A 21985-nucleotide genomic window follows, 5' to 3' on the forward strand; every position below is an offset into this window, starting at 1 on the left:
TCCCGGATTATTGAGCGGAGGCCTGCTGCTGCGGCGCCTTCTGGCGCAGGTCGATCTCGACGACGGTCGACATGCCCGGCACGAGGCGGCCGGCGTATTTCTTCAGGTCGTCCGGCGCGAACGTGATCTTCACCGGCACGCGCTGGACGATCTTGGTGAAGTTGCCGGTCGCGTTATCGGCCGGCAGCAGCGCGAACTGGTTGCCCGAGGCCGGCGAGAAGCTGTCCACCCGGCCGACCAGTTCGTGCTTGGGCAGCGCGTCGACTTCGACCTTGACTTCCTGGCCCGGCACGATGCCCGGCAGCTGCGTTTCCTTGAAGTTGGCGACGACCCACACGTCGTCCTGCACGATGGCGGCCAGCTGCTGGCCCGGCTGCACGCGCGCGCCGACTTCCACGCTGCGCTTGCCGACGCGGCCCGAGACCGGCGACACGATGCGGTTGTAGCCGAGCTGCTGCTGGGCATCCTTCAACTGGGCCTGCAGCACTTTGACCTGGGCCTTGAGCACGTCGCGCGCCGAACCGGCGGCGGCGATCTGGGCCCTGGCGGCAGTGGCGTTGTCGCGCCGCGCCGTGACGTCGGCCGCGGCGCCGGCACGCGCGGCCGTGGCGGCATCCACCTCGGCCTTCGAGACGGCCTTCATCGTGCTGTTGTACAGCTGGCCGTAACGGTCGGCATCCTGCTTCGCGCGCACGAGGTTGGCCTGGGCCTGCACGACCTGCGCCTGGGCGGCGGACGCCTGCGCCTTCGCCTGCTCGACGGCGGCGTCGGCCTGCAGGATCTGCTGCTGCACGCTGGCGATCTGGGCCTGGATCTGCTCGACCTTCACGCCCTGGTCGGCCGGGTCCAGCTCGGCCAGCACGTCGCCGGCCTTGACGATCTGGTTATCGTCGAACATCACCTTCGTGACGACGCCCGGGATACGCGACGACACCGGGTGCACGTGGCCCGTGACGTAGGCATTTTCCGTCTCGACGAAGTAATGGCTGCGGTACCACATGCGGCCACCGGCGACCAGCGCGGCGGCGGCGATCAGGCCCACCACGATCAGCACACGCTTCGGAGGCCCTTTGGCGGCATTGGCGGGCGCACCCTGGGCCGCCGGCGCGCCCGGCGGAACGGCGGCGACAGGCTTGTGGTCGACCGTGGTTTGGGTATCTGGCATGTGAACTCCGAAAAGAAATGAAATTGGTCAATCGCATTATTGGACAACTTTTTGCCAAAGTCAAGAAATGAAACGGTTGCATTTCATTTGATATCGGGCTACAGTGTGAACCATGGACAAACATATGCATGACGCGGCCGAATGCTCCGGCAAGGCCGCGGGCCGGCCCAAGGCCGCCGACGTCGAGGCGCGTACGCAGGAACTGCTGCAGACCGCCGCTACGCTGTTTCTCGAGAACGGTTACACCAAGACCAGCCTTGAAGCGATCGCCCGCGCGGCCCACGTGGCGGTGCGCACGATCTACGTGAAGTTCGGCGGCAAGGAAGGCCTGCTGGCCGCCGTGCTGGCCGCCAAGCGCCACCGGTTCTTCCGCAGCCAGCCGATGGAGACGGATCCCCGTCCGCTGCGCGAGATCGTGGACGACTTCGCGCACCAGATGTACGCCCTGATCACGTCGCAGGAAGCCATCGACCTGCAGCGCATCGTGCTGGCCGAGGCGCCCAAGAACCCGGAACTGGCCGAAGCGTTCTGGAACGGCGGCCCGCTCAAGACGCGCGAGATGCTGGGGCGCTTTTTTGCGCGCCCCGACATCCGCGCCCAGATGCGCCCCGACGTGCCGCTCGACCTGCTGCCCTGCCACCTGATGGCCACCATCACCGGCGAAATGATCATGAACCTCATGCGCCCGCACCGCCTGGTCGACCCGGACAAGGCAGAGCGCGACCTGGAAGGCCGGCTCGAGCTGTTCTACCACAGCATCTTGCCTCCCCGGACTTAATTCCCCTTGGCAATGTGCGTCATCGCACCGACCCGATCGGTGGGAAACGGCATCCTGAGTTCTTTGAAGGAGGGTGTCATGAAAAACAACAATGTCAAGACGGCAGTTCGCCGCAAGGAGGGTGCATGAGCAAGTCATCCCGATATGAATGGCGCGACCAGCAGGCCGCGCTGCACGAGCGCATGAACGGGTTCCTCGCCAACCCGAGCAATGAACAGCTCGAAGCCGTCGTCGCCGAAATGCGGGCGTACGCGGACGCGGCCCAGTCCGGCAGCATCGAGATTCCGCAGCGCTGGACCGCTTACGGTTGATCCAGCACCTTTCGCATTCCCCGATCGGCAGGCAAACGCCACGCGGCGTTGCCTGCCGATTTCTTTTGGCGCTGATGTCTTTTGGCGCTTCCCCGGCGCATTTCGCGCCGCCCGGCCGCGTTTCATCGCATCGCCGCAAAAGGCATGATGCGCCTGGCTACAGTGTGTCCATCGAGACAACGACACTGGAGCCCACCATGATCCGCACCGCCCTCCTTGCCCTGGCCATCGCCGCCCCGCTCGCCGCCCACGCGGCCGACCTCGTCATCCACGTCGGCAACGTCAAATCGGCCACGGGCCAGGTGATGGTCGCCCTGTACGACGACGCCGGCAGCTTCCTCAAGCGTCCGGTCCACGTGACGGCAGCCAAGGCCGACACGGCCGGCACGACGCTCGTGTTCCACGACCTCGCGCCGGGCAGCTATGGCTTCTCGGTCTTCCACGACGCCAACGACAACGGCCGCCTGGACACGAACCTGATGGGCATCCCCACGGAACCGATCGCCTTCAGCAACGACGCGCAAGGCCACATGGGCCCGCCCGCCTTCGACGCCGTCAAGCTGGCCGTGCCGGCCGCCGGCCTCGACACCGCCGTGTCCCTGCGCTGAGAGGCCGCCATGCAACGCCGTCAATTCCTCCAGGCCGGCGCCGGCCTCGCCTCCCTCGGCCTGTCCGGCCTCGCCCGTGCCGACGCCCGCACGACATATCAACGCTTCCATGCCGCCCTCGCGCGCGATCCGGGCCTCGTGGTGTACGCGAACGTCGAAGGCAGCCAGCAGGGCGACGCCGTCGTCGAAGGCCGGATGCCGGCCGGACTGCAAGGCACGTTCTTCCGCAACGGTCCCGGCCGCTTCGAGCTGGGCGGCGAGCGCTACCAGCACTGGTTCGACGGCGACGGCTTCGCCCAGGCCTGGCGCATCGGCAGCGGCACGGTGTCGCATCAGGGCCGCTTCGTCGAGACGCGCAAATTCCTCGACGAATCCGCCGCCGGCCAGTTCCTGTATCCGGCCTTCGGCACGAACTTCACGCGGCGCGGCTTTCGCGACAACGACAGCCTGAACACGGCGAACACGAACCTGCTGCCGTTCAACGACCGCCTGTACGCCCTGTGGGAAGGCGGTTCCGCGACGGAGATCGACCCGGCGACGCTCGCCACGATCGGCATCCACACGTGGCGCGACGACCTGCGCGCGATGCCGTTCTCGGCGCATCCGAAAGTGGAGCCCGACGGCACGCTGTGGAATTTCGGCGCCCTGCCCGGCGGCGACAAGGTGGCGCTGTACCGCATCGGCGCGGCCGGACAAGTGCTGCAGGCCGGCGCGATCGACGTGCCCAAGCTGGCGCTGCTGCACGACTTCGCCGTCAGCGCGCGCCACCTGATCTTCGTCGTGCCGCCGTACGACATCGCCGCCGACGAGAACCTGAGCCTGGCCGAACGCCACGTGTGGGCCGGCCGTACGCGCGGCGCCCGCGTCGTCGTCGTGGCGAAGGATACGCTGGCGATCCGCCGCGTCTACGAACTGCCGCCGCGCATGGTGTTCCACTTCGGGAATGCCTGGGACGAGGCCGGCGGCGCGGTCACCCATGTCGACCTCGTGCTGCACGATGGCGACTTCCTGGCCGCGGCGGGCCACTTGATGGAAGGCGTGCGCGAGCCGAACCGTCCCGCCGCCCACGCCGCGGTGCGCGTCAGCCTCCACCACACCAGCGGCAGGGTCGACACGGTGCGCCTGCTCGACGGCGCGGAATTCCCGCGCGTGACACCGCACGTCGTCGGCCGCCGCCACGGCCGCCTCGCCGTCCTGTCGAGCGATGCGCGCAACGCGGCGCTCGTGCTCGACACGGTGAACGTCGTCGACGTCGACCGGGGCCGCGCGGACAGCTGGCGCTTCGGCGCGGGCTGGCGCGCCGAGGAACACGTGCTCGTGCCGCGCAAGGGCGCGCGCGCCGAAACGGACGGTTGGCTCGTGGGCGTCGCGCAGGACACCAACACGACGACGAGCGTGTTGACCGTGTTCGACGCGGCGCGCGTGCACGCCGGTCCGCTGGCGCTGGCCCGGCTGCCCTATCGCACACCACATTGTTTCCATGGTAACTTCCTGGCTGCTTGAATCAAGGACGACATGCCGACATCCGCCACCCCTTCGATGCACCCGCTGGAAACGTTCGCCCCGTTCCGGCGCTGGCCTCCGTCACCGCTACGCAACCTCGTCTACACGTTCGTGTGGAACGGGCTCGTCGGCATCGCGCTGGCCTGCGCCGCCGTGCTGTTCGGCAGCGCCATGCCGTTCGGCACGCTGGTGGCGGAGATGCTGCTGGCGTCGAACGTCATCGGCTTCCTCATCCATGGCGTGGTGCGGCTGCTGCGCGGCGTCGCGCCGGGGCGGGACAGCCGCGCGATGCGCAGCGCCAAGCTGCTGCTGACCGCGTGCTGCGCCCTGCTCGGCATGGCCGTCACGAACGCCGTGCTGGGCGGCCGCAGCGTCTTCGACGAGTTGCTGCACACGGGCGCGCTGGCGCGCTACCTGCCGGGCGCCGTCGTCGTCGCGCTGCTGATGGCGGCCGTGCTGGCGTCCGGCGAGCGCCGCGTCGCGCGTGAGATCGAGGCCGCGCGCCAGCAGGAGCAGATCGCCGAGGCGGCGCGCCTGCTGGCCGAAGCAAAGCTGCGCACGCTGCAGGCCCAGATCGAGCCGCACTTCCTGTACAACACGCTGGCCAACGTCGTCAGCCTGATCGGTTCGGACCCGGCGCGCGCGCGCCACATGCTGGAGCGCCTGATCGATTTTCTACGGGCGAGCCTGTCGGCCAGCCGCGCCGAACACGCCACGCTGGGCGCCGAGATCGACCTCGCCCGCGCTTACCTGGACCTGCTGACGGTGCGCATGGGCGCGCGCCTGCGCTACCGCATCGACGTCGACGCGTCCTGCCGCGACGCCGTCATCCCGCCCATGCTGGTCCAGCCGCTCGTGGAAAACGCCGTGATGCACGGCATCGAACCCAAGGTGGAAGGCGGCACGATCGTCGTGCGCGCGTGCCGGCGCGACGCCGGCCTGTGCGTGGAAGTGGCCGACGACGGGGCGGGCCTGTCGGCGACGGCACCGCGCCCGGGCGGCGGCGTGGGCCTGTCGAATCTGCGCGAGCGGCTGCGCGTCTTGCACGCCGATAATGCTCAAGTACAATTGCTTGAAAACCAAGACGGAGGCGTGACTTCGCGTCTGATCCTGCCCTTATAAACAACGCTGACCGAGGTGCCGCCATCGATCCCATCCGTGCCCTGCTTGCCGACGACGAACCGCGCCTGCTGGCCTACCTCGAAGAGCAACTCGCAATCGCCTGGCCGGAACTGCGCATCGTCGGACGCGCCGGCAACGGCATCGAAGCGCTGCGCCTCGTCGACGAGCTGGCGCCCGACGTCCTGTTCCTCGACATCCAGATGCCCGGCCTGAACGGCCTCGACCTCGCTGCCCGCCTGGTCGACGACGAGCGGGCGCCGCGCGTCGTGTTCACGACGGCGCACGAGGCCTACGCGCTGCAGGCGTTCGAGCACGCCGCCTTCGACTACCTGCTGAAACCCATCCGCCTCGAACGCCTGCAACGCACGGTCGAGCGCCTCAAGGAGACGCTGGCGGCGCCCGCGGCGGCGCCGTCCGCCGACGTGCTGGCAGGCCTGCTGCGCCAGCTCGGCGTGACCCCGACGCCGGCCGCGCCGGCGCCCGCGCCGGCGGCACCGCTGCAATGGATCCGGGCCGCGCAAGGCCAGGAGACGCGGCTGATCGCCATCGATGAAGTGATCTATTTCCAGAGCAACGACAAGTACACGAGCGTGTTCGTGGCCGACGGCGAGCACCTGATCCGCACGCCGCTGCGCCAGCTGCGCGAACAGCTCGACCGGCAGCAGTTCTGGCAGATCCACCGCGGCGCCATCGTGGCCGCGCGCCACGTGGCCGGCACGCGCACGGACTTCCGCGGCCGCCTGCTCGTGAGGCTGAAGGGGCGCGACGAGCAGCTCGTCGTCAGCCGCAATTACGCCGACCTGTTCCGCCAGATGTAGCCACGGTTGTCGCGCCTCCGCCTAGATTCCGCATTGCGAAAAGGCCTTTCACGATCTGCTTCGCCTTTACGAAAAGGTCGTGCATAATAGCGCCTGTCCTATGTCTTATATAAGACTTAGCTGCACGGAAAGATGCAACGTTCGTGGCCGCCGGATCGACGTTTGACGGAGTATGATCCTCGATCGACAGCCGATGATTTTTTAGAAATAGTATTCCAAACCCTCCCGCACATCGAGGAACCAGCGTATGAGCAGTGATCAGACCATCATCTACACCCTAACCGACGAGGCGCCCCTGCTGGCCACCCACGCCTTCCTGCCCGTCGTCGAGACGTTTGCCAAACCCGCCGGCATCCGCATCGAAGAAAGCGACATCTCCGTCGCGGCGCGTATCCTCGCCGTGTTCGCCGACCGCCTGCCGGCGGACCAGCGCGTGCCGGATACGTTGTCGGAACTCGGCAAGAAGACGCTGCAGCCGGAAGCCAACATCATCAAGCTGCCGAACATCTCGGCGTCGGTGGGCCAGCTGCAGGCAGCCATCAAGGAACTGCAGGGCAAGGGCTACAACCTGCCCGACTACCCGGCCGATCCGAAGACGGACGAAGAAAAAGAGATCAAGGCCCGCTACGGCAAGTGCATCGGCTCGTCCGTGAACCCGGTCCTGCGCGAAGGTAACTCGGACCGCCGCGCGCCGCGCGCCGTCAAGGAATACGCCCGCAAGAACCCGCACTCGATGGGCGAATGGTCGCAGGCGTCGCGCACGCACGTGTCGCACATGACGCACGGCGACTTCTACCACGGCGAAAAGTCGATGACACTGGACCGCGCGCGCGACGTCAAGATGGAGCTGGTCACGAAGAGCGGCCAGACCATCGTGCTGAAGCCGAAGGTCGCGCTGCTGGACGGCGAGATCATCGACTCGATGTTCATGAGCCGCAAGGCCCTGCTCGAGTTCTACGAACAGCAGATCGAAGACGCGCACAAGACCGGCGTGATGTTCTCGCTGCACGTGAAGGCGACGATGATGAAGGTCTCGCACCCGATCGTGTTCGGCCACTGCGTCCGCACCTTCTACAAGGAGGCGTTCGAGAAGCACGGCGCCCTGCTGGACAGCCTCGGCGTGAACGTCAACAACGGCATGGCCGACCTGTACAACAAGATCGCCAAGCTGCCGGATTCGCAGCGCGAAGAAATCATCCGCGACATCCACGCCTGCCAGGAACACCGCCCGGCGCTGGCGATGGTCGACTCGGCCAAGGGCATCACCAACTTCCACTCGCCGAACGACGTGATCGTCGACGCGTCGATGCCGGCGATGATCCGCGCCGGCGGCAAGATGTACGGCGCCGACGGCCGCCTGAAGGAAGTCAAGGCCGTGATCCCGGAATCGACCTTCGCCCGCATCTACCAGGAGATCATCAACTTCTGCAAATGGCACGGCGCCTTCGACCCGCGCACGATGGGCACCGTCCCGAACGTCGGCCTGATGGCCCAGCAGGCCGAGGAATACGGCTCGCACGACAAGACCTTCGAAGTGCAGGAAGACGGCGTCGCCAACATCACCGACCTGGCGACGGGCGAAGTGCTGCTGTCGCAGAACGTCGAGAAGGGCGACATCTGGCGCATGTGCCAGGTGAAGGACGCGCCGATCCGCGACTGGGTCAAGCTGGCCGTCACGCGCGCCCGCAACTCCGGCATGCCGGCCGTGTTCTGGCTCGACCCGTACCGTCCGCACGAGAATGAACTGATCAAGAAGGTCAAGACCTACCTGAAGGATCACGACACGGAAGGCCTGGACATCCAGATCATGTCGCAGGTGCGCGCGATGCGCTTCACGCTGGAGCGCGCGTTCCGCGGCCTGGACACCATCTCGGTGACCGGCAACATCCTGCGCGACTACCTGACCGACCTGTTCCCGATCCTGGAACTGGGCACCAGCGCGAAGATGCTGTCGATCGTCCCGCTGATGGCCGGCGGCGGCATGTACGAGACGGGCGCCGGCGGTTCGGCACCGAAACACGTGCAGCAGCTGACCGAGGAAAACCACCTGCGCTGGGACTCGCTGGGCGAATTCCTCGCGCTGGCCGTGAGCCTGGAAGACCTCGGCCTCAAGACCGGCAACGCGAAAGCCAAGCTGCTGGCCAAGACGCTGGACGCCGCCACCGGCAAGCTGCTGGACAACCGCAAGTCGCCGTCGCCGAAGACCGGTGAACTCGACAACCGCGGCAGCCAGTTCTACCTGTCGATGTTCTGGGCCCAGGAACTGGCCGCGCAGACCGAGGACGCCGAACTGGCCGCCTACTTCGCGCCGCTCGCCAAGCAACTGGCCGCCGACGAGCAGAAGATCGTCGCGGAACTGCTGGAAATCCAGGGCAAGCCGGTCGACATCGGCGGCTACTACAAGCCGGACAATGCCAAGGTCAAGGCCGTGATGCGTCCGAGCGCGACCTTCAACAAGGCGCTGGAGAGTGTCGGCGGCTGATAGTCCGATACTGCCGGTCGTCCGATAAAAACCCCGGTCCGCGTCAAGCGGGCCGGGGTTTTGTTTTGGCGTGACGCAATGGTGGGCACGGGGTGCCCACCCTACGGCACTGTTCGATGATACGTAGGGCGGGCAGTTGAGGCCGGGGGCCTCAAATGAAACGTGCCCACCTCCTCCCGGCCAAAATTGGTCAAACCAATTCCCATTCCGGCCCAAATATATTTGCAACTCGATTCAATTGGCCCGACCAATTATCGTATCCTCGTGCTAACATTCCCCGACCTGGCCGCCGAGTAACCGGTCCAGGCAGCGACATCCTCGCCGTCCCGCCATCCTCGACACGTCCAGCCACGAGCCGGCCGCCACGATCACGCGGAACGCAGCACCGCAGCAACGCACCAAGGTCCGCCGGCATCGGCCGACTTCCCTGTTTCAGCATCGCACGCACACCGGTCCGGCCGGCCGGGCGCCTTCGCGTCCGTCTCCGGCCAGGCACGGCAGCGGCTCTATTCGGGAATAACAATGAAAACGACTACAATCTTGGAGACCCTCGTCGTCGCAGCCCTCGCTGCCGGCCAGGTACACGCAGCACCGCTTTCCCTGCACGACGCCACCATCACCGCCACCTACAACGGCAGCGCGGCCGACGTCCTCGGACTCGACCACCTGTTCGCCCAGGAACCCGGCAGCAACACGAGCACGCTCGACCCGACCGACAGCGGCGTCGAGTTCCTCACCGCCGACTTCCTGTTCGGCTTCGATTTCGCCACGGACGGCAAGCTCACCATCTATGAAAACATGCCGGTCCCCACCGGCGACTACAAGCTGACCTTCGACTTCGGCGCGACCCTGCCCGCCGCCATCGCGAGCTTCACGCTGCTGGACGGCAGCCAGGCGGACGGCGTGCCGGGCCTGTCCGTCATCGACGGCCACACCATCGGCCTCGACCTGGGCGGACTCGCGTGGCATGGCGACTTCGCGTCGATCACGACGCAGATCGGCGCCGCGGATGCGGGCACGAGCGTGCCCGAACCGGCCGTCCCCGCCCTGCTGCTGGCCGGCGCCGCCGGTCTCGCGATCAGCCGCAAGCGCGCCCGCCGCGCGTAAGCCACCGCCAGGAGACCTTCATGAAATACGCACGCATCAAGGCTGCGCTGGCACTGGCCGCGCTTTGCGTCACCGCGAACGCCGCCACCGACCCCGCCCGCGCCACCGCCCCGCTCGACGGCTGGGCGAGCCAGGGCGGCGGCACCCTCGCCGGCGCCAACGCCACCACCGACCAGATCTACACCGTCACCAATCGCGCCCAGCTGCTGGCCGCGATCGCCAACGGCGGCACGACGCCGAAGATCATCAAGCTGTCCGGCATCGTCGACATGACCGAAGGGAAGCCGTACACGAGCACCGCCGACCAGTCGGCGCGCGGCGCCATCCGCCTCAAGAACAATACGACGCTGATCGGCGACGGCGCCAATGCCGGCTTCGTCAACGGCCACATCATCCTGTCGAACGTCAGCCAGGTCATCATCCGCAACCTCAAGATCCAGAACCCGTGCGACGTCGAACCCATATTCGACCCGACGGACGGCGCGACCGGCAACTGGAACGCGGCCTATGACGCCATCGGCATCTCCGGTTCGGACCACATCTGGATCGACCACAACTCGTTCACCGACGCCCCCGTCACCGACAACTTCCTGCCGATCGAGAACGGCCACGTGAAGCAATGCCACGACGGCGCCGTCGACATCACCAACGCATCCGACTACGTGACGGTGTCGTACAACGTGTTCGGTGAACACGACAAGAACAACCTGATCGGCTCCAGCCCCACCGCCACCGCGGACGAAGGCAAGCTGCGCGTCACCTTCAGCAACAACGTGTTCCGCGCGATCCAGTCGCGCGCGCCGCGTGTGCGCTTCGGCCAGGTCCACCTCTTCAACAACTACTACACGGGCAGCAAGACGGCCGACGTGTACAAGAACAGCTACAGCGTGGGTCCCGGCGCGAACGCGAAGATCCTGTCGAACGCGAACGTGTTCGAGATCGCCGGCGCGAGCGGCTGCGACAGCGTGGTCAAGAATCCGGGCGATGCCGTCGCCGGCACGTTCAAGGACACCGGCTCGCTGCTGAACGGCGCGGCGCTGGGCGCGTGCGCGGTTTCGAACGCGACGACGTGGACGCCGCCGTACGGCTTCACGCCCCGCCCCGCCGCCCTCGTGAAAGCGAACGCGCTGGCGCAGGCCGGCGGCGGCAAGCTGGCGACCGCGATCACCGGCACGGGCAAGACCACCATCGACACCGGACCCACGCTGAACTGCCCCGCCACCGGCCTGTACTTCTGCGACGATTTCCAGGACGGGACCACGGCCCGGTGGAACCTGCTGCCCGTCTCCGGCCCGAACGGCACGTTCGGCGTGACCGATGAAACGGCCGGCAGCGCCAGCAAGGTGCTGCAGTACACGGCCGCGTCGACGGGCGGCGTGCTCGCGCTCGTGAAGCCGGACGCCTTTACGGGCGTGCCGTCCGCCGACTACTACGTCGAGGCGCGCATCCGCCCGATGGCCAATGGCACCACGGGCAGCAAGCTGCTGTACCTCGTCGCGCGCTACGTTGACGCGGGCAACTGGTATGGCGCGGGCCTGAACGTCCAGAACAGCACGACGAGCACCCAGGTCGAGATCGCGCGCATGCTGAACGGGTCACTGAGCCGCCCGAAACAGGCGAGGACGCCGATCGCGATGGACGCCCAGTTCTACACGGTCCGCTTCGAAATGATCGGCACCACGCTCACGGTCTACCTGGACGGCAAGAACCTCGGTTCCATCACCGACGCCTCGTTCGCGCAGCGTGGGCTGATCGGCCTGTACACGTCGAACAAATCGTTCCAGATCGACGACGTGCGCGTGGGCGATCCGCGCCAGAAGCCAGTGCAGCTGACGCTCGATCCGGCCGCCACCACCTACACGGCCGAAGCGGGCGACGCGCCGCGCCAGATCGCCGTCACGGCCGTCACGGCGGACGGCACGGCGGACAGCTTCACGGTCGCGTCCAGCAATCCGGCCGTCGTCGGCGCCACCACGAGCGGCAACGCCGTCACGCTCACGCCGCTGTCCGCGGGCACGGCCAGCATCGTCTTCACGAGCGGTTCGGAGCCGGGCCTCACGCGCACGATCGCCGCGACCATCGCCCCGCAATTCATCCAGCCGACGCAGACCTATGCGCTGCAGGGCGTGAGCAGCCCGGCCGCGCAGGCGGACGCGGTCAACGTCGACACGGTCCTGACACTGACCTTCGACACGCCGCCCACGCTGGGCACGACCGGCAGCATCCGCATCTTCCGCAAGGCCGACGACGCGCTGGTCGACGTGATCCGCACGAGCGGCGAGACGGATGCCCTCGGCTATCCGGGCCAGAGCCTCGTGCGGCGCGTGAACACAGCGCCGATCCGCATCGCCGGCAATACGGTGAACATCGCCCCGCACGTGGGCAAGCTGGCCTACGGCACCGACTACTACGTCGCCATCGCGGACGGCGTGTTCACGAACACGACGCTGGGCGGCCTGCCGTTCGTCGGCATCGGCAAGCTCGGTGGCTGGTCGTTCACGACCAAGCCGGCGGCGCCGCTTGCTTCCACCGTCACGGTCGACGACGACGGCCCCGCCGACTTCCGCACCGTGCAGGGCGCGCTGAACTACGCGATGCAGAACTTCGCGAAGACGGCGCCCGTGACGATCAACGTCAGGAACGGCACCTACGACGAGCTGCTGTACCTGAACGGCAAGGACAACGTCACGATCAAGGGAGAAAGCCGCGACGGCGTCGTGGTCCGCTACACGAACAACGACACGCTGAACACCGGCACCGGCTCGAGCCAGTCGTCGACGGTCGCGGGCTCCCCGGCCGGCGGACGCGCCGTCATGCTGGTCGAGAACGCGGACATGCTGGTGCTCGACACGCTGACCATCGACAACACGACCATCCGCTCGGCCGCCATCTCGGGCCAGGCGGAGACGCTGTACTTCAACAGCGACACGCGCCTCGTCGCGAAGCACGCGAACTTCTTGAGCGAGCAGGACACGCTGAACCTGAAAGGCTGGGCGTGGTTCTACGATGCGCTCGTGGCGGGCAACGTCGACTTCATCTGGGGCGGCAGCCATGCGGCCCTGTTCGAGAACAGCGAGATCCGCAGCCTGGGCGACAGCGCCAATGCCTCCAGCGGCGGCTACGTGCTGCAGGCGCGCGTGCCGGTGGCGACCGACATCGGCTACGTCTTCCTGAACAGCGCACTGACGCATGGCGCGGGTCCGGGTCCGAACCACGGCGACGTGCCGGCCGGTTCGACCTATCTCGCGCGCAGCCCCGGCGGCACGGCGACGTGGGACAACATCGCCTTCATCAACTGCCGCATGGATGCGCACGTGGCCCCCGTCGGTTGGGCGGGCCAGGGCGTGAACGGGCAACCGGCGCCGAATCCGGCCGTGGCCAGTGCGGACGCGGGCTGGCGCGAATACGGCAGCACGACCCTGGCCGGCGCGCCGCTCGACCTGGGCACGCGCGTGGGCGGCTACGTGCTGTCGGACGCCGATGTGGCGAACCGCTTCGCGACGCGCGACAAGGTGTTCGCGGCGTATGGCGGCGGCGCGGGGTGGAATCCGCAGCCGTGATCCGTGGCCCCCGGCACGCGGCCGGGGGCTGTCCCGGGGGTTGTCCGGCTTATGGCAAGCCCTGCACGACCCCGTCCTTCGGATAGTCGATGACGTAGTCGACGTCGAAGCGCGCGGTCTCGTTCGGCTTCAGGGTCCGCGACCAGCCGACCAGCCCGCGCCGGTGTTCCCAGTCGCGCACGTCCGGCTCCGGACGCAGCGCCGTCTTGACGGTCACCTTGTCCGATTCGCTGATGGGCGTCGGTTCGAGCACCAGCACGTCGACGGGTTGGCGGTGGGTGCTCGTGACGACGTACGTGTCGGCGATGCGGCGCTGGTTGGCGCCGTTGAAGAAGCCCACCTCGCCCGACTTGCGGCTGCGGTGTTCGACGCTCACGCGCACGAGCGGATCGCGCCCGAACGCGAACTGCAGGCGGTCGCCCGCCTGCGGATCCCAATGCTGCGCGCCGACATACGACCCGTCGCGCTGCAGCTGGACCTGGCCGGGCAGCCAGACGCCGTCCGGCCGCGGCGCCCGCGCCGTCACGACCGCCGCCTCGTTGCCGCTGCGCGGCGCGATGAGGACGCGCTGCTCCGCCTTCAGCGTCTGCCGCGACAGGCCGACGGCGATCTCGCGGCCATCCGACGCCAGCGTGACGCGGGCCGGCACCTCGAACTCGGTCGTGAAGGTCCCCTGTGTTTCCAGGATCGGCGCAATGTAATCGTCCTGCGCGACATCCGGCGGCGGCGGCGGCGCGGCCGCGGGCGCGGGCATCGCGCGGAACATGGCCGTCGCGCCGGCGACGATATGGTCGACCGGCGGCTGATAATTCAACAGCCACGGCGACGGATCGGGCGCGTACACGATCAGGTTCGGCTGCCCGGTCGACAGGCGCAGCCGGACGTTGCTCCAGTCCTCGCCCGTCTTTTGCGAAATCGTCGCCAGCCGCTCCAGGTCGATGGTGGCCGCGTTCGAATCGAGCGCGGCCCGGTACGTCGGCTTCCAGCCCGCGCGGTCGACCTGGTAGGACAGCAGCAGCTTGCCGCCCTGCCGTGCCGCCACCTGCACCGTGATCGTCCGGCTCTCGCGCGTGCTGGCCTGGGCCTTGGCGAGGTCGCGCTTGAGGACGTCGAGCTGCTTCGTCAGCTGCCGCTTCCTGGCGTCGTCGTTGCGCACGCGCTCCAGCGCGTCGAAGGCGCCCTTGCGGATGGCATCGAGCGTGCCGGTGAGGTTTTTCGCATCGACCGGCGCGGCCTTGTCGCCGCCCGCGCCCAGCCGCTCGAGATAACCCTGCACGATCTGGGCCGACTTGATGTCCGCATCGATCGCCGCGACCTGGTCCTGCAATGCCTGCACCTTCGCGTCGAGGTCCGCCTCGCGCGCACTCGGACTGTCGACGCGGCCCTGGTCGCGCGTGACGACCTGCCCCAGCTGGATGCCGGCGTCGGCGTGCAGCCGCACGGTGTCCTTGTCGAAGTTCGCCAGCAGCCCGGTGATCTCGACCTGCGTCGCGCCGGGTGCGACCTGCACGACGCGCTCCACGGTGGCGCTGCCGGGATACAGGGTCACGCTCTGGATCGGTGCTTCCGCGGCCGCCGCGGACGCCGCGGCGGCGAACGCCGCGGCGGCGAACGCCGCGCCGGCGACCATTCCTCTCTGCCTGAATGCCATGATGTCCTTTCGGGGTTGAACCCGCCGAGCTTATCAAATGGCGCCTCCGGAAAAGCCGCAAAATGTAACGATGTCAACCATCATCTTCTGACAACGTTGTTGTTGTACAATTTCTTTTGCGGCAAGTCGCGCAATGACCCAGCCTCTACTCTCTTGGAGATCACACCATGTTTCGTAAATGTTTTGCCGAATTCCTCGGCACGTTCTGGCTCGTGCTGGGCGGCTGCGGCAGCGCCGTGCTGGCCGCCAAGTTCGGCGATGTCGGCATCGGCCTCGCGGGCGTCTCGCTCGCCTTCGGCCTGACCGTGCTCACGGGCGCCTATGCCTTCGGCCCCGTCTCGGGCGGCCATTTCAACCCGGCCGTCACGGTCGGCCTCTGGGCCGGCGGCCGCTTCCCCGCGCGGCACATCGTCCCGTATGTCGTCGTGCAGGTCTGCGGCGCGATCGCGGCGGCGGCCGTCCTGTACATGATCGCGAGCGGCAAACCCGGCTTCGACCTGGCCGGGGGCTTCGCCGCCAACGGCTACGGCGAGCATTCGCCGGGCGGCTACTCGCTCGGCGCAGCCCTCGTCACGGAGCTGGTCATGACGTTCATGTTCGTGCTGATCATCCTCGGCGCGACGCATACGCGCGCGCCGGTCGGCTTCGCCGGTCTCGCGATCGGGCTGGCGCTGACGCTCATCCACCTGATCAGCATCCCCGTCACCAACACGTCCGTCAATCCGGCTCGCAGCACGGGCCAGGCGCTGTTCGTCGGCGGCTGGGCGCTCGCGCAGTTGTGGCTGTTCTGGCTCGCCCCGCTGGTGGGCGGCGCACTGGGCGGGGTCGTGTACCGCATCGTGCTGGAACGCGACGAGGCCGAGCCGGACGTGGCGGGACGTCCGACCCGTCAATAAATTACGGCGCGTATCGTCGCGTGGGCACGGGGTGCCCACCCTGCGACCTGGAACGCCGTCCGGCCCGTCAATAGATTTGACGCGTAGCGCCGTTCAGCGGACGGCGCCGCGCCGCACGACGACGCCGTCCTTCATCACGAACACCGGCCGCTCGGTGACCGTGATGTCGGCGACGGGATTGCCCGGGACGGCGACGACGTCCGCCAGCTTGCCCGCCTCCAGCGTGCCGACGCGATCGATGGTGCCCAGCAGGCGCGCCGCGTTGGCGGTGCCGGCCAACAGCGCCTGCGCGGGCGCCATGCCGTTGTCGACCATGTAGCGGAACTCGCGCGCATTGGTGCCGTGGGCGCCGACGCCGGCGTCGGTCCCGAGCGCGATCGGCACGCCGATCTGCACGGCGTGGCGGAACGTCTGGCGCACATGCGCGGCGGCGGCGCGGCCCTTCTCCGCGATCACGGGCGGGAACGTGGCGATCTTTTCCTCGACGTGCGCGACGGCGGAAATCGTCGGCACGAGATACACACCCTTCGCCTTCATCATGCGCAGCGTGTCGTCCTCGAGAAAGCTGCCGTGCTCGATCGAATCGACGCCGGCCGCCACCGCCATCTTCGCGGCCTTGTCGCCATGCGCATGCGCCGCGACCTTGCGGCCCCACGCGTGCGCCTCGCCGACCACGGCGTTCATTTCGTCCTGGGTCAGCTCCGGCGCGTCGACGGGATCGGACAACGACAGCACGCCGCCCGACGGCATGAACTTGATGACGTTGGCGCCATACTTGATCTGGTAACGCACCGCGGCGCGGCACTCATCCGGTCCGTTGCACACGCCCTGCAGCGGCCCCGCCGGCGCAAGCTTCTGCGGCGGGATCGGGTCCTGGTCGGCATGGCCGCCCGTCGAGCCGATCGCATAATTCGACACCAGCATGCGCGGCCCCGGCACCTTGCCCGCGTCGATGGCGTTGCGCAGGCCGAGCGCGATCCAGTCGGTCGAGCCGACGTCGCGCACGGACGTGAAGCCCGCCTCCAGCGTGATGCGGGCGTAATAGGCGCCGTACAGCGCCTGCTCGGCCGGGAAGCGCATCATGTTGTCGAAGAAGTCGCCGTACCAGTTGTCGCTCGACTGGCCGGACAGGTGCACGTGCGCGTCGATGAAGCCCGGCAGCAGCGTCGCATCGCCCAGGTCGATGACGTCGGCGCCGGCCGGCACGTCGGCTCGATCGGCTTGCGCGACGCGCACGATCTTGTTGCCGACGATGGTCAGTTGCGGATGCTCGACCAGCTTGCCGCTGGCGCCGTCGAACATGCGCGCGGCACGCAGCACGACCGTGTGCGGCGTCATCGGCGCGGCGTCGGCCGCACAGGCATTGGCGGCCAGCAGGGCCAGGGAAGCGGTGAGGATGCGGAGTCGTGTTGTCATTGGCGGCAGCCCATCGGTGGAAAAGCGCCGATGGTACGCCCGGATATTTTTATGAACAACGTTTTCCCGTGCGGCGGTGCGGCATCAGCCCAACCCGCCCTGCCTTGCCGCGTGCTTGCCCAGCGCCGCCAGATCGAGGTCGCCATCGCCCTGCGCCACCGCGTCCTGCAAGGTCGCCTTCAAGGTCGCGCCGAACGCCAGCGGCAAGGCCTTGTCCTGCCCCGCCTCCACTGCGAGCCGCACGTCCTTCAGGCCCAGTGACAATTTGAAGCCGGCCGGGGAATAGCGCTCCGCGGCGATCATCCCGCCATAACCCTTGTAGACGGGCGAGCCGGCGAACAGCGTGCTCGTGACCAGGTCGATGAAATCCGCGGCCGGCACGCCGTGCGCGCGGGCGAGCGCGGCGCCTTCTCCCGTCGCCTCGATCGCGCACGCGAGCATCAGGTTGCACGCGAGCTTGACGGCGTTCGCCTGTTCCGGCTCGCCGCCGAAGCGCCACGTCTTTTGTCCCATCAGGTCGAACAGCGGCTGCACGCGCGCGATCAATTCGTCGCTGCCGCCGGCCAGGATATTCAGCTTGCCCGCTTGCGCCACGTCGACGCGGCCCAGCACGGGCGCCGCCACGTAACCAATGCCGCGTTCGACGTGCAGCGCCGCCATCTCGCGCGCGAACGCGACGGAGACGGTCGCCATGTTGACGTGGATGCTGCCGGGCGCCATCGCGGCCAGCACGCCGCCGTCCAGCAGCACGGCGCGCGTGGCGGCGTCGTCGGAGAGCATGGTGAAGACGACGCCGGCGATGCCGCATTCGGCGGGCGTCGCGGCCGGCTTCGCGCCCAGCGCCGCCAGCGCGCGCACGGGTTCCGGGCTGCGGTTCCAGACGTGCACGGGCTGGCCGGATTTCAGCAGGTTGGCGGCCATGTGGTGGCCCATGCCGCCCAGGCCGATGAATGCGATGCTCATGGATTGGCTCCTTGGTCAAATAGGTATTAGACCAGCAATCGCCGACGTTCGCTGCGCCGCCCGTGTCGTGATCGTCGGCGCCTTCGCCGCGCACTTCGTCCAGCTCCTGCTATGTGGCATCGCCTACTACCTGCTCGCGACGTTAAAAGCTCCGCACCAACGACAAATTTCCTGCGCAATTGATTTGGCTCATTTGCCAACTTGACGGCCATTCATCTGTTCGCCGATAGAGCACGTGAGAATCACGATTTGACCGCTCGGTCGGCGCCAGATGAATGGTGAGACCAAAGCGTGCTGAATCAGCCACCATCAATAGTCCGACTTGTCTGGAGACCGCAATGGCATTCGACGTGTACCTGCAAATCGACGGCATCAAAGGTGAATCGCAAGACGACAAGCACAAGGATTGGATCGAAGTGACGGGCGTACATTGGGGCGTCTTCCAACCGCGGAGCGCCACGTCGTCGACTGCGGGCGGCCACACCGCCGAACGCGCCGAACTGGATGACGTCTCTTTTACCAAACTGGCCGACTTGTCATCACCCATTCTGGCTCAAACGTGCGCAATGGGTAAGACCATTCCTAAAGCGAAGTTCGAATTTTTCCGTGCCGACGGCGACGGCGCTCGGGTCAAATATTTCGAAATCGAACTGGAAAATGTGTTGATCGGAATGGTGAAGCCGCATCTGGGTGGCGACGAATCGTTTCTTTCCGAGATCGTCAACCTTAAATATTCCAAGATCAAATGGAAGTACACGCAGCAGAAGATCGGTGGCGGCACCGGTGGCAACACGGCCGGTGGCTGGGATCTGGCCGCAAATAAAATAGCGTGACTGGGCCCCGTCATGCCATTCGACACGGACAAATTCGCGACCTACCTGCGCAAACACGCCGGCAAACACAGCCAGTCGCACTGTGCAAAGTTCGTTCGCTTGGCTCTTGAAGCCGGGGGAGCGAACACGAAGGGCCATCCGACGCCTGCCAACCTGTACGGACCTACACTACTGAGTAATGGCTTTCACGCTATTTCGGTCGATAGTCCCGACAAGTTCCCATTTCAGCAAGGCGATATTGTCGTGATTCAACCGACCATGCACGGCAACCCGGCCGGCCACATTGCCGGCTACGATGGGAAGAACTGGATATCGGATTTTGTCCAACACGGCTTCTGGCCGGGATCTGCATATGAAAAGGAGAAGCCGAGTTATGTCGTCTATCGCCGCTAAATGTCTTGCCCTGAGCGTCTCGGCCGCATTGGCATTCGGATCGGGTGGCGCGGCCCTTGCCGCGAAAGCGAATAACGAAGCCGTCGTCGTCGCGAAGCTGTACAAGGATTTCGCATGGCAGGCGGTCGCGAGTCAGACAGACCTGTTTGGCGAAGACCTGTCGCACCAGGGCAAAGCAACCTTCGAAAAATATTTCGCTCCCGCGCTGGCCGATTTGCTGACCAGGGATGCCGCGTGCCAGGTGAAGTCCAAGGGCATCTGCAATCTTGACTTCGATCTCCTGTTCGACTCGCAGGATCCACGGGTGACTGACCTGGACGTAACGTCGACGTCGCCGGGACGGGTATCCGTCGTCTACAAAGATCCGGTCGACGACAAGACAACGCGGATCGATTTCGACGTGGCGCGGGTGGGCGGCGCCTGGAAGATCACGGATGTCGTCTACAGGAGACCGGACAAGGTGTCCCTGAAACAGCTATTGTCCCGCCAGGTTCCGTAGCAGCCCGGCGTCACTGCAAAAAAAACCGGGACACGCAGTCCCGGCTTCTTTGCAACGCAGCGCTTGAATCAGCGCTTGCGCGGCGGCGGCAGGTCGGTGCAGACGCCTTCGTAGGCTTCCGCCGCCATGCCGATCGATTCACCCAGGGTCGGGTGCGGGTGGATCGTCTTGCCGATGTCCACGCCGTCCGCGCCCATCTCGATGGCCAGCGCGACTTCGCCGATCATGTCGCCGGCGTTCGTGCCGACGATCGTGCCGCCCACGATGCGGTGGGTCTCGGCGTCGAACAGCAGCTTCGTGAAGCCTTCCGAGCGGCCGTTGGCGACGGCGCGGCCCGACGCGGCCCACGGGAAGTGGCCCTTCTCGACCTTGATGCCCTTGGCTTTCGCTTCGTCTTCGGTCAGGCCGACCCATGCCACTTCCGGATCGGTGTACGCGACCGACGGGATCACCTTCGCATCGAAGAAGGCCTTCTCGCCGTGCGCGGCTTCCGCGGCGACGTGGGCTTCATGCACGGCCTTGTGCGCCAGCATCGGCTGGCCCACCAGGTCGCCGATGGCGAAGATGTGCGGCACGTTCGTGCGCATCTGGCCGTCGACCGGGATGAAGCCGCGGTCGGTGACCGCGACGCCCGCGTTCTCGGCGCCGATCTTCTTGCCGTTCGGGCTGCGGCCCACGGCCACCAGCACGAGGTCATAGACCTGTGCTTCCGGCGCCGGCTGGCCCGCTTCCGCGGCTTCGAACGTGACCTTGATCCCTTCCGGCAGCGCTTCCACGCCGACGGTCTTGGTCTTCAACATGATGTTGTCGAAGCGGGCCGCGTTGAACTTCTGCCAGACCTTGACGGCCTCGCGGTCCGCGCCCTGCATCAGGCCATCCATCATCTCGACGACGTCGATGCGCGCACCCAGGGTCGAGTACACGGTCGCCATTTCCAGGCCGATGATGCCGCCGCCGATGACGAGCATGCGCTTCGGCACCTGGCGCAGTTCCAGCGCGCCGGTCGAATCGACGATGCGCGGATCTTCCGGCACGAACGGCAGCTTCACGACGGCCGAACCGGCCGCGATGATCGCCTTCTGGAACGCGACGACCTTCTTGCCGCCGTCGGGTGCGGTGACTTCGATGTGGTTCGGGCTCAGGAACTTGCCCACGCCTTGGACTACGTTGACCTTGCGCGCCTTGGCCATGCCGGCCAGGCCGCCCGTCATCGTCTTGATGACCTTGTCCTTGTAGGCGCGCAGCTTGTCGATGTCGACATCCGGCTTCGCGAACGACACGCCGAGGTCGGCCATGTGCGCCGTCTCGTCCATGATGTGCGCCACGTGCAGCAGCGCCTTGGACGGGATGCAGCCCACGTTCAGGCAGACGCCGCCCAGGGTGGCGTACTTCTCGACGAGGACGGTGTTCAGGCCCAGGTCGGCCGAGCGGAACGCGGCGGAATAACCACCGGGGCCGGCGCCCAGCACCATCATCTCGCATTCGATGTCGACGGCGCCGGTGTAGCTGGCTGCGTTCGGAATCTGTGCAGGTGCGGCGGCCGGTGCGGCCGCAGCGGCAGGCGCCGGTGCGGCTGCGGGGGCTGCCGGGGCAGCGGCCGGCGCGGGTGCGGCGGCCGGTGCGGCGGCAGCGCCGGCGCCCGCGTCGTCCACGGTCAGCAGCAGCGAACCTTCGTTCACCTTGTCGCCGACCTTGACCTTCAGTTCCTGCACGACGCCGGCATGGGTCGACGGGATCTCCATGCTGGCCTTGTCCGATTCGACAGTGACCAGCGACTGGTCGACCTTGATGGTGTCGCCGGGCTTGACCATCAGTTCGATGATTTCGACGTCCTTGAAATCGCCGATATTCGGGACTTTGACTTCAACGGTGCTCATGGG

General features: G+C 66.9%; 19 protein-coding genes. 14 read left to right on the forward strand and 5 right to left on the reverse strand.

Annotation, left to right across the window (positions count from 1 at the left end):
• Positions 1-7: 7 nt before the first annotated feature.
• Positions 8-1165 carry an HlyD family secretion protein gene (locus U9J41_RS17970; RefSeq protein ID WP_322403535.1) on the reverse strand — a complete coding sequence of 386 codons (1158 nt, stop codon included), beginning with the start codon at positions 1163-1165 and terminating at the stop codon, positions 8-10.
• Positions 1166-1277: 112 nt separating this feature from the next.
• Here U9J41_RS17970 and U9J41_RS17975 point away from each other — a divergent pair, with 112 nt between their 5' ends.
• The 9 genes from U9J41_RS17975 to U9J41_RS18015 all read left to right on the forward strand — a co-directional run bounded on the left by U9J41_RS17975 (position 1278) and on the right by U9J41_RS18015 (position 13454).
• Positions 1278-1943 (forward strand): TetR/AcrR family transcriptional regulator, encoded by a 666-nt coding sequence (locus U9J41_RS17975; RefSeq protein ID WP_322403536.1) that lies wholly within the window; start codon positions 1278-1280, stop codon positions 1941-1943.
• Positions 1944-2068: 125 nt separating this feature from the next.
• Positions 2069-2254 (forward strand): hypothetical protein, encoded by a 186-nt coding sequence (locus U9J41_RS17980; protein WP_322403537.1) that lies wholly within the window; start codon positions 2069-2071, stop codon positions 2252-2254.
• Positions 2255-2451: 197 nt separating this feature from the next.
• The gene (locus U9J41_RS17985) at positions 2452-2862 is read left to right on the forward strand and encodes a DUF2141 domain-containing protein (RefSeq protein ID WP_322403538.1); all 411 of its coding nucleotides are present in this window, start codon (positions 2452-2454) and stop codon (positions 2860-2862) included.
• Positions 2863-2871: 9 nt separating this feature from the next.
• A complete protein-coding gene (locus U9J41_RS17990) occupies positions 2872-4365 on the forward strand; it encodes a carotenoid oxygenase family protein (protein WP_322403539.1) in 1494 nt (497 codons plus the stop codon).
• Positions 4366-4377: 12 nt separating this feature from the next.
• A complete protein-coding gene (locus tag U9J41_RS17995; protein ID WP_322403540.1) occupies positions 4378-5487 on the forward strand; it encodes a sensor histidine kinase in 1110 nt (369 codons plus the stop codon).
• A 32-nt stretch (positions 5488-5519) separates the two neighbouring features.
• Positions 5520-6305 carry a LytR/AlgR family response regulator transcription factor gene (locus U9J41_RS18000; RefSeq protein ID WP_425260670.1) on the forward strand — a complete coding sequence of 262 codons (786 nt, stop codon included), beginning with the start codon at positions 5520-5522 and terminating at the stop codon, positions 6303-6305.
• 247 nt (positions 6306-6552) lie between these two features.
• Positions 6553-8787, forward strand: a complete 2235-nt coding sequence (locus tag U9J41_RS18005; RefSeq protein WP_322403541.1) for an NADP-dependent isocitrate dehydrogenase — start codon at positions 6553-6555, stop codon at positions 8785-8787.
• Positions 8788-9309: 522 nt separating this feature from the next.
• Positions 9310-9894, forward strand: coding sequence for a PEP-CTERM sorting domain-containing protein (locus U9J41_RS18010; RefSeq protein WP_322403542.1), 585 nt, complete (start codon positions 9310-9312; stop codon positions 9892-9894).
• Between the two features lie 20 nt (positions 9895-9914).
• Positions 9915-13454, forward strand: coding sequence for a pectinesterase family protein (locus U9J41_RS18015; RefSeq protein WP_322403543.1), 3540 nt, complete (start codon positions 9915-9917; stop codon positions 13452-13454).
• 49 nt (positions 13455-13503) lie between these two features.
• Here U9J41_RS18015 and U9J41_RS18020 read toward each other — a convergent pair whose 3' ends face one another.
• Positions 13504-15105, reverse strand: a complete 1602-nt coding sequence (locus tag U9J41_RS18020) for a DUF4139 domain-containing protein (protein ID WP_322403544.1) — start codon at positions 15103-15105, stop codon at positions 13504-13506.
• 167 nt (positions 15106-15272) lie between these two features.
• Between U9J41_RS18020 and aqpZ the strand changes: the two genes are divergently transcribed.
• A complete protein-coding gene (aqpZ, locus tag U9J41_RS18025) occupies positions 15273-16001 on the forward strand; it encodes an aquaporin Z (protein WP_322403545.1) in 729 nt (242 codons plus the stop codon).
• 93 nt (positions 16002-16094) lie between these two features.
• On the opposite strand, the gene U9J41_RS18030 is transcribed toward aqpZ, so the two are convergent.
• Positions 16095-17417, reverse strand: a complete 1323-nt coding sequence (locus U9J41_RS18030) for a metal-dependent hydrolase family protein (RefSeq protein WP_322403546.1) — start codon at positions 17415-17417, stop codon at positions 16095-16097.
• Between the two features lie 84 nt (positions 17418-17501).
• The gene (locus U9J41_RS18035) at positions 17502-18380 is read right to left on the reverse strand and encodes an NAD(P)-dependent oxidoreductase (protein ID WP_322403547.1); all 879 of its coding nucleotides are present in this window, start codon (positions 18378-18380) and stop codon (positions 17502-17504) included.
• Between U9J41_RS18035 and U9J41_RS18040 the strand changes: the two genes are divergently transcribed.
• The 4 genes from U9J41_RS18040 to U9J41_RS18055 all read left to right on the forward strand — a co-directional run bounded on the left by U9J41_RS18040 (position 18379) and on the right by U9J41_RS18055 (position 20105).
• Entirely contained in the window at positions 18379-18585 is a 207-nt protein-coding gene (locus tag U9J41_RS18040) for a hypothetical protein (RefSeq protein ID WP_322403548.1), read from the forward strand. The two genes, U9J41_RS18035 and U9J41_RS18040, sit on opposite strands and share 2 nt — an antisense overlap.
• Before the next feature lie 133 nt (positions 18586-18718).
• Complete coding sequence (locus U9J41_RS18045) at positions 18719-19213, forward strand: Hcp family type VI secretion system effector (RefSeq protein WP_322403549.1); 495 nt, start codon at positions 18719-18721, stop codon at positions 19211-19213.
• A gap of 12 nt (positions 19214-19225) precedes the next feature.
• Positions 19226-19606, forward strand: a complete 381-nt coding sequence (locus U9J41_RS18050) for a CHAP domain-containing protein (RefSeq protein WP_322403550.1) — start codon at positions 19226-19228, stop codon at positions 19604-19606.
• Entirely contained in the window at positions 19587-20105 is a 519-nt protein-coding gene (locus tag U9J41_RS18055) for a hypothetical protein (protein WP_322403551.1), read from the forward strand. The genes U9J41_RS18050 and U9J41_RS18055 overlap by 20 nt, the downstream gene beginning before the upstream one ends.
• Positions 20106-20173: 68 nt before the next feature.
• Here U9J41_RS18055 and lpdA read toward each other — a convergent pair whose 3' ends face one another.
• Positions 20174-21982, reverse strand: coding sequence for a dihydrolipoyl dehydrogenase (gene lpdA, locus U9J41_RS18060; protein ID WP_322403552.1), 1809 nt, complete (start codon positions 21980-21982; stop codon positions 20174-20176).
• Between the last annotated feature and the right edge of the window lie 3 nt (positions 21983-21985).

The sequence above is a fragment of the Massilia luteola genome (assembly GCF_034420155.1).
Lineage (GTDB): Bacteria > Pseudomonadota > Gammaproteobacteria > Burkholderiales > Burkholderiaceae_D > Telluria > Telluria luteola.

What these genes read in the sequence shown, in the direction of transcription:
- U9J41_RS18035 (WP_322403547.1), bottom strand. Translation starts at nt 18,380, where the DNA reads ATGAGCATCGCATTCATCGGCCTGGGCGGCATGGGCCACCACATGGCC.
- U9J41_RS17975 (WP_322403536.1), top strand. Translation starts at nt 1,278, where the DNA reads ATGGACAAACATATGCATGACGCGGCCGAATGCTCCGGCAAGGCCGCG.
- U9J41_RS18020 (WP_322403544.1), bottom strand. Translation starts at nt 15,105, where the DNA reads ATGGCATTCAGGCAGAGAGGAATGGTCGCCGGCGCGGCGTTCGCCGCC.
- U9J41_RS17990 (WP_322403539.1), top strand. Translation starts at nt 2,872, where the DNA reads ATGCAACGCCGTCAATTCCTCCAGGCCGGCGCCGGCCTCGCCTCCCTC.
- U9J41_RS17970 (WP_322403535.1), bottom strand. Translation starts at nt 1,165, where the DNA reads ATGCCAGATACCCAAACCACGGTCGACCACAAGCCTGTCGCCGCCGTT.
- U9J41_RS18045 (WP_322403549.1), top strand. Translation starts at nt 18,719, where the DNA reads ATGGCATTCGACGTGTACCTGCAAATCGACGGCATCAAAGGTGAATCG.
- U9J41_RS18055 (WP_322403551.1), top strand. Translation starts at nt 19,587, where the DNA reads ATGTCGTCTATCGCCGCTAAATGTCTTGCCCTGAGCGTCTCGGCCGCA.
- U9J41_RS18040 (WP_322403548.1), top strand. Translation starts at nt 18,379, where the DNA reads ATGGATTGGCTCCTTGGTCAAATAGGTATTAGACCAGCAATCGCCGAC.
- U9J41_RS17980 (WP_322403537.1), top strand. Translation starts at nt 2,069, where the DNA reads ATGAGCAAGTCATCCCGATATGAATGGCGCGACCAGCAGGCCGCGCTG.
- U9J41_RS17995 (WP_322403540.1), top strand. Translation starts at nt 4,378, where the DNA reads ATGCCGACATCCGCCACCCCTTCGATGCACCCGCTGGAAACGTTCGCC.
- U9J41_RS18030 (WP_322403546.1), bottom strand. Translation starts at nt 17,417, where the DNA reads ATGACAACACGACTCCGCATCCTCACCGCTTCCCTGGCCCTGCTGGCC.
- U9J41_RS17985 (WP_322403538.1), top strand. Translation starts at nt 2,452, where the DNA reads ATGATCCGCACCGCCCTCCTTGCCCTGGCCATCGCCGCCCCGCTCGCC.
- aqpZ (WP_322403545.1), top strand. Translation starts at nt 15,273, where the DNA reads ATGTTTCGTAAATGTTTTGCCGAATTCCTCGGCACGTTCTGGCTCGTG.
- U9J41_RS18015 (WP_322403543.1), top strand. Translation starts at nt 9,915, where the DNA reads ATGAAATACGCACGCATCAAGGCTGCGCTGGCACTGGCCGCGCTTTGC.
- U9J41_RS18050 (WP_322403550.1), top strand. Translation starts at nt 19,226, where the DNA reads ATGCCATTCGACACGGACAAATTCGCGACCTACCTGCGCAAACACGCC.
- U9J41_RS18010 (WP_322403542.1), top strand. Translation starts at nt 9,310, where the DNA reads ATGAAAACGACTACAATCTTGGAGACCCTCGTCGTCGCAGCCCTCGCT.
- U9J41_RS18005 (WP_322403541.1), top strand. Translation starts at nt 6,553, where the DNA reads ATGAGCAGTGATCAGACCATCATCTACACCCTAACCGACGAGGCGCCC.
- lpdA (WP_322403552.1), bottom strand. Translation starts at nt 21,982, where the DNA reads ATGAGCACCGTTGAAGTCAAAGTCCCGAATATCGGCGATTTCAAGGAC.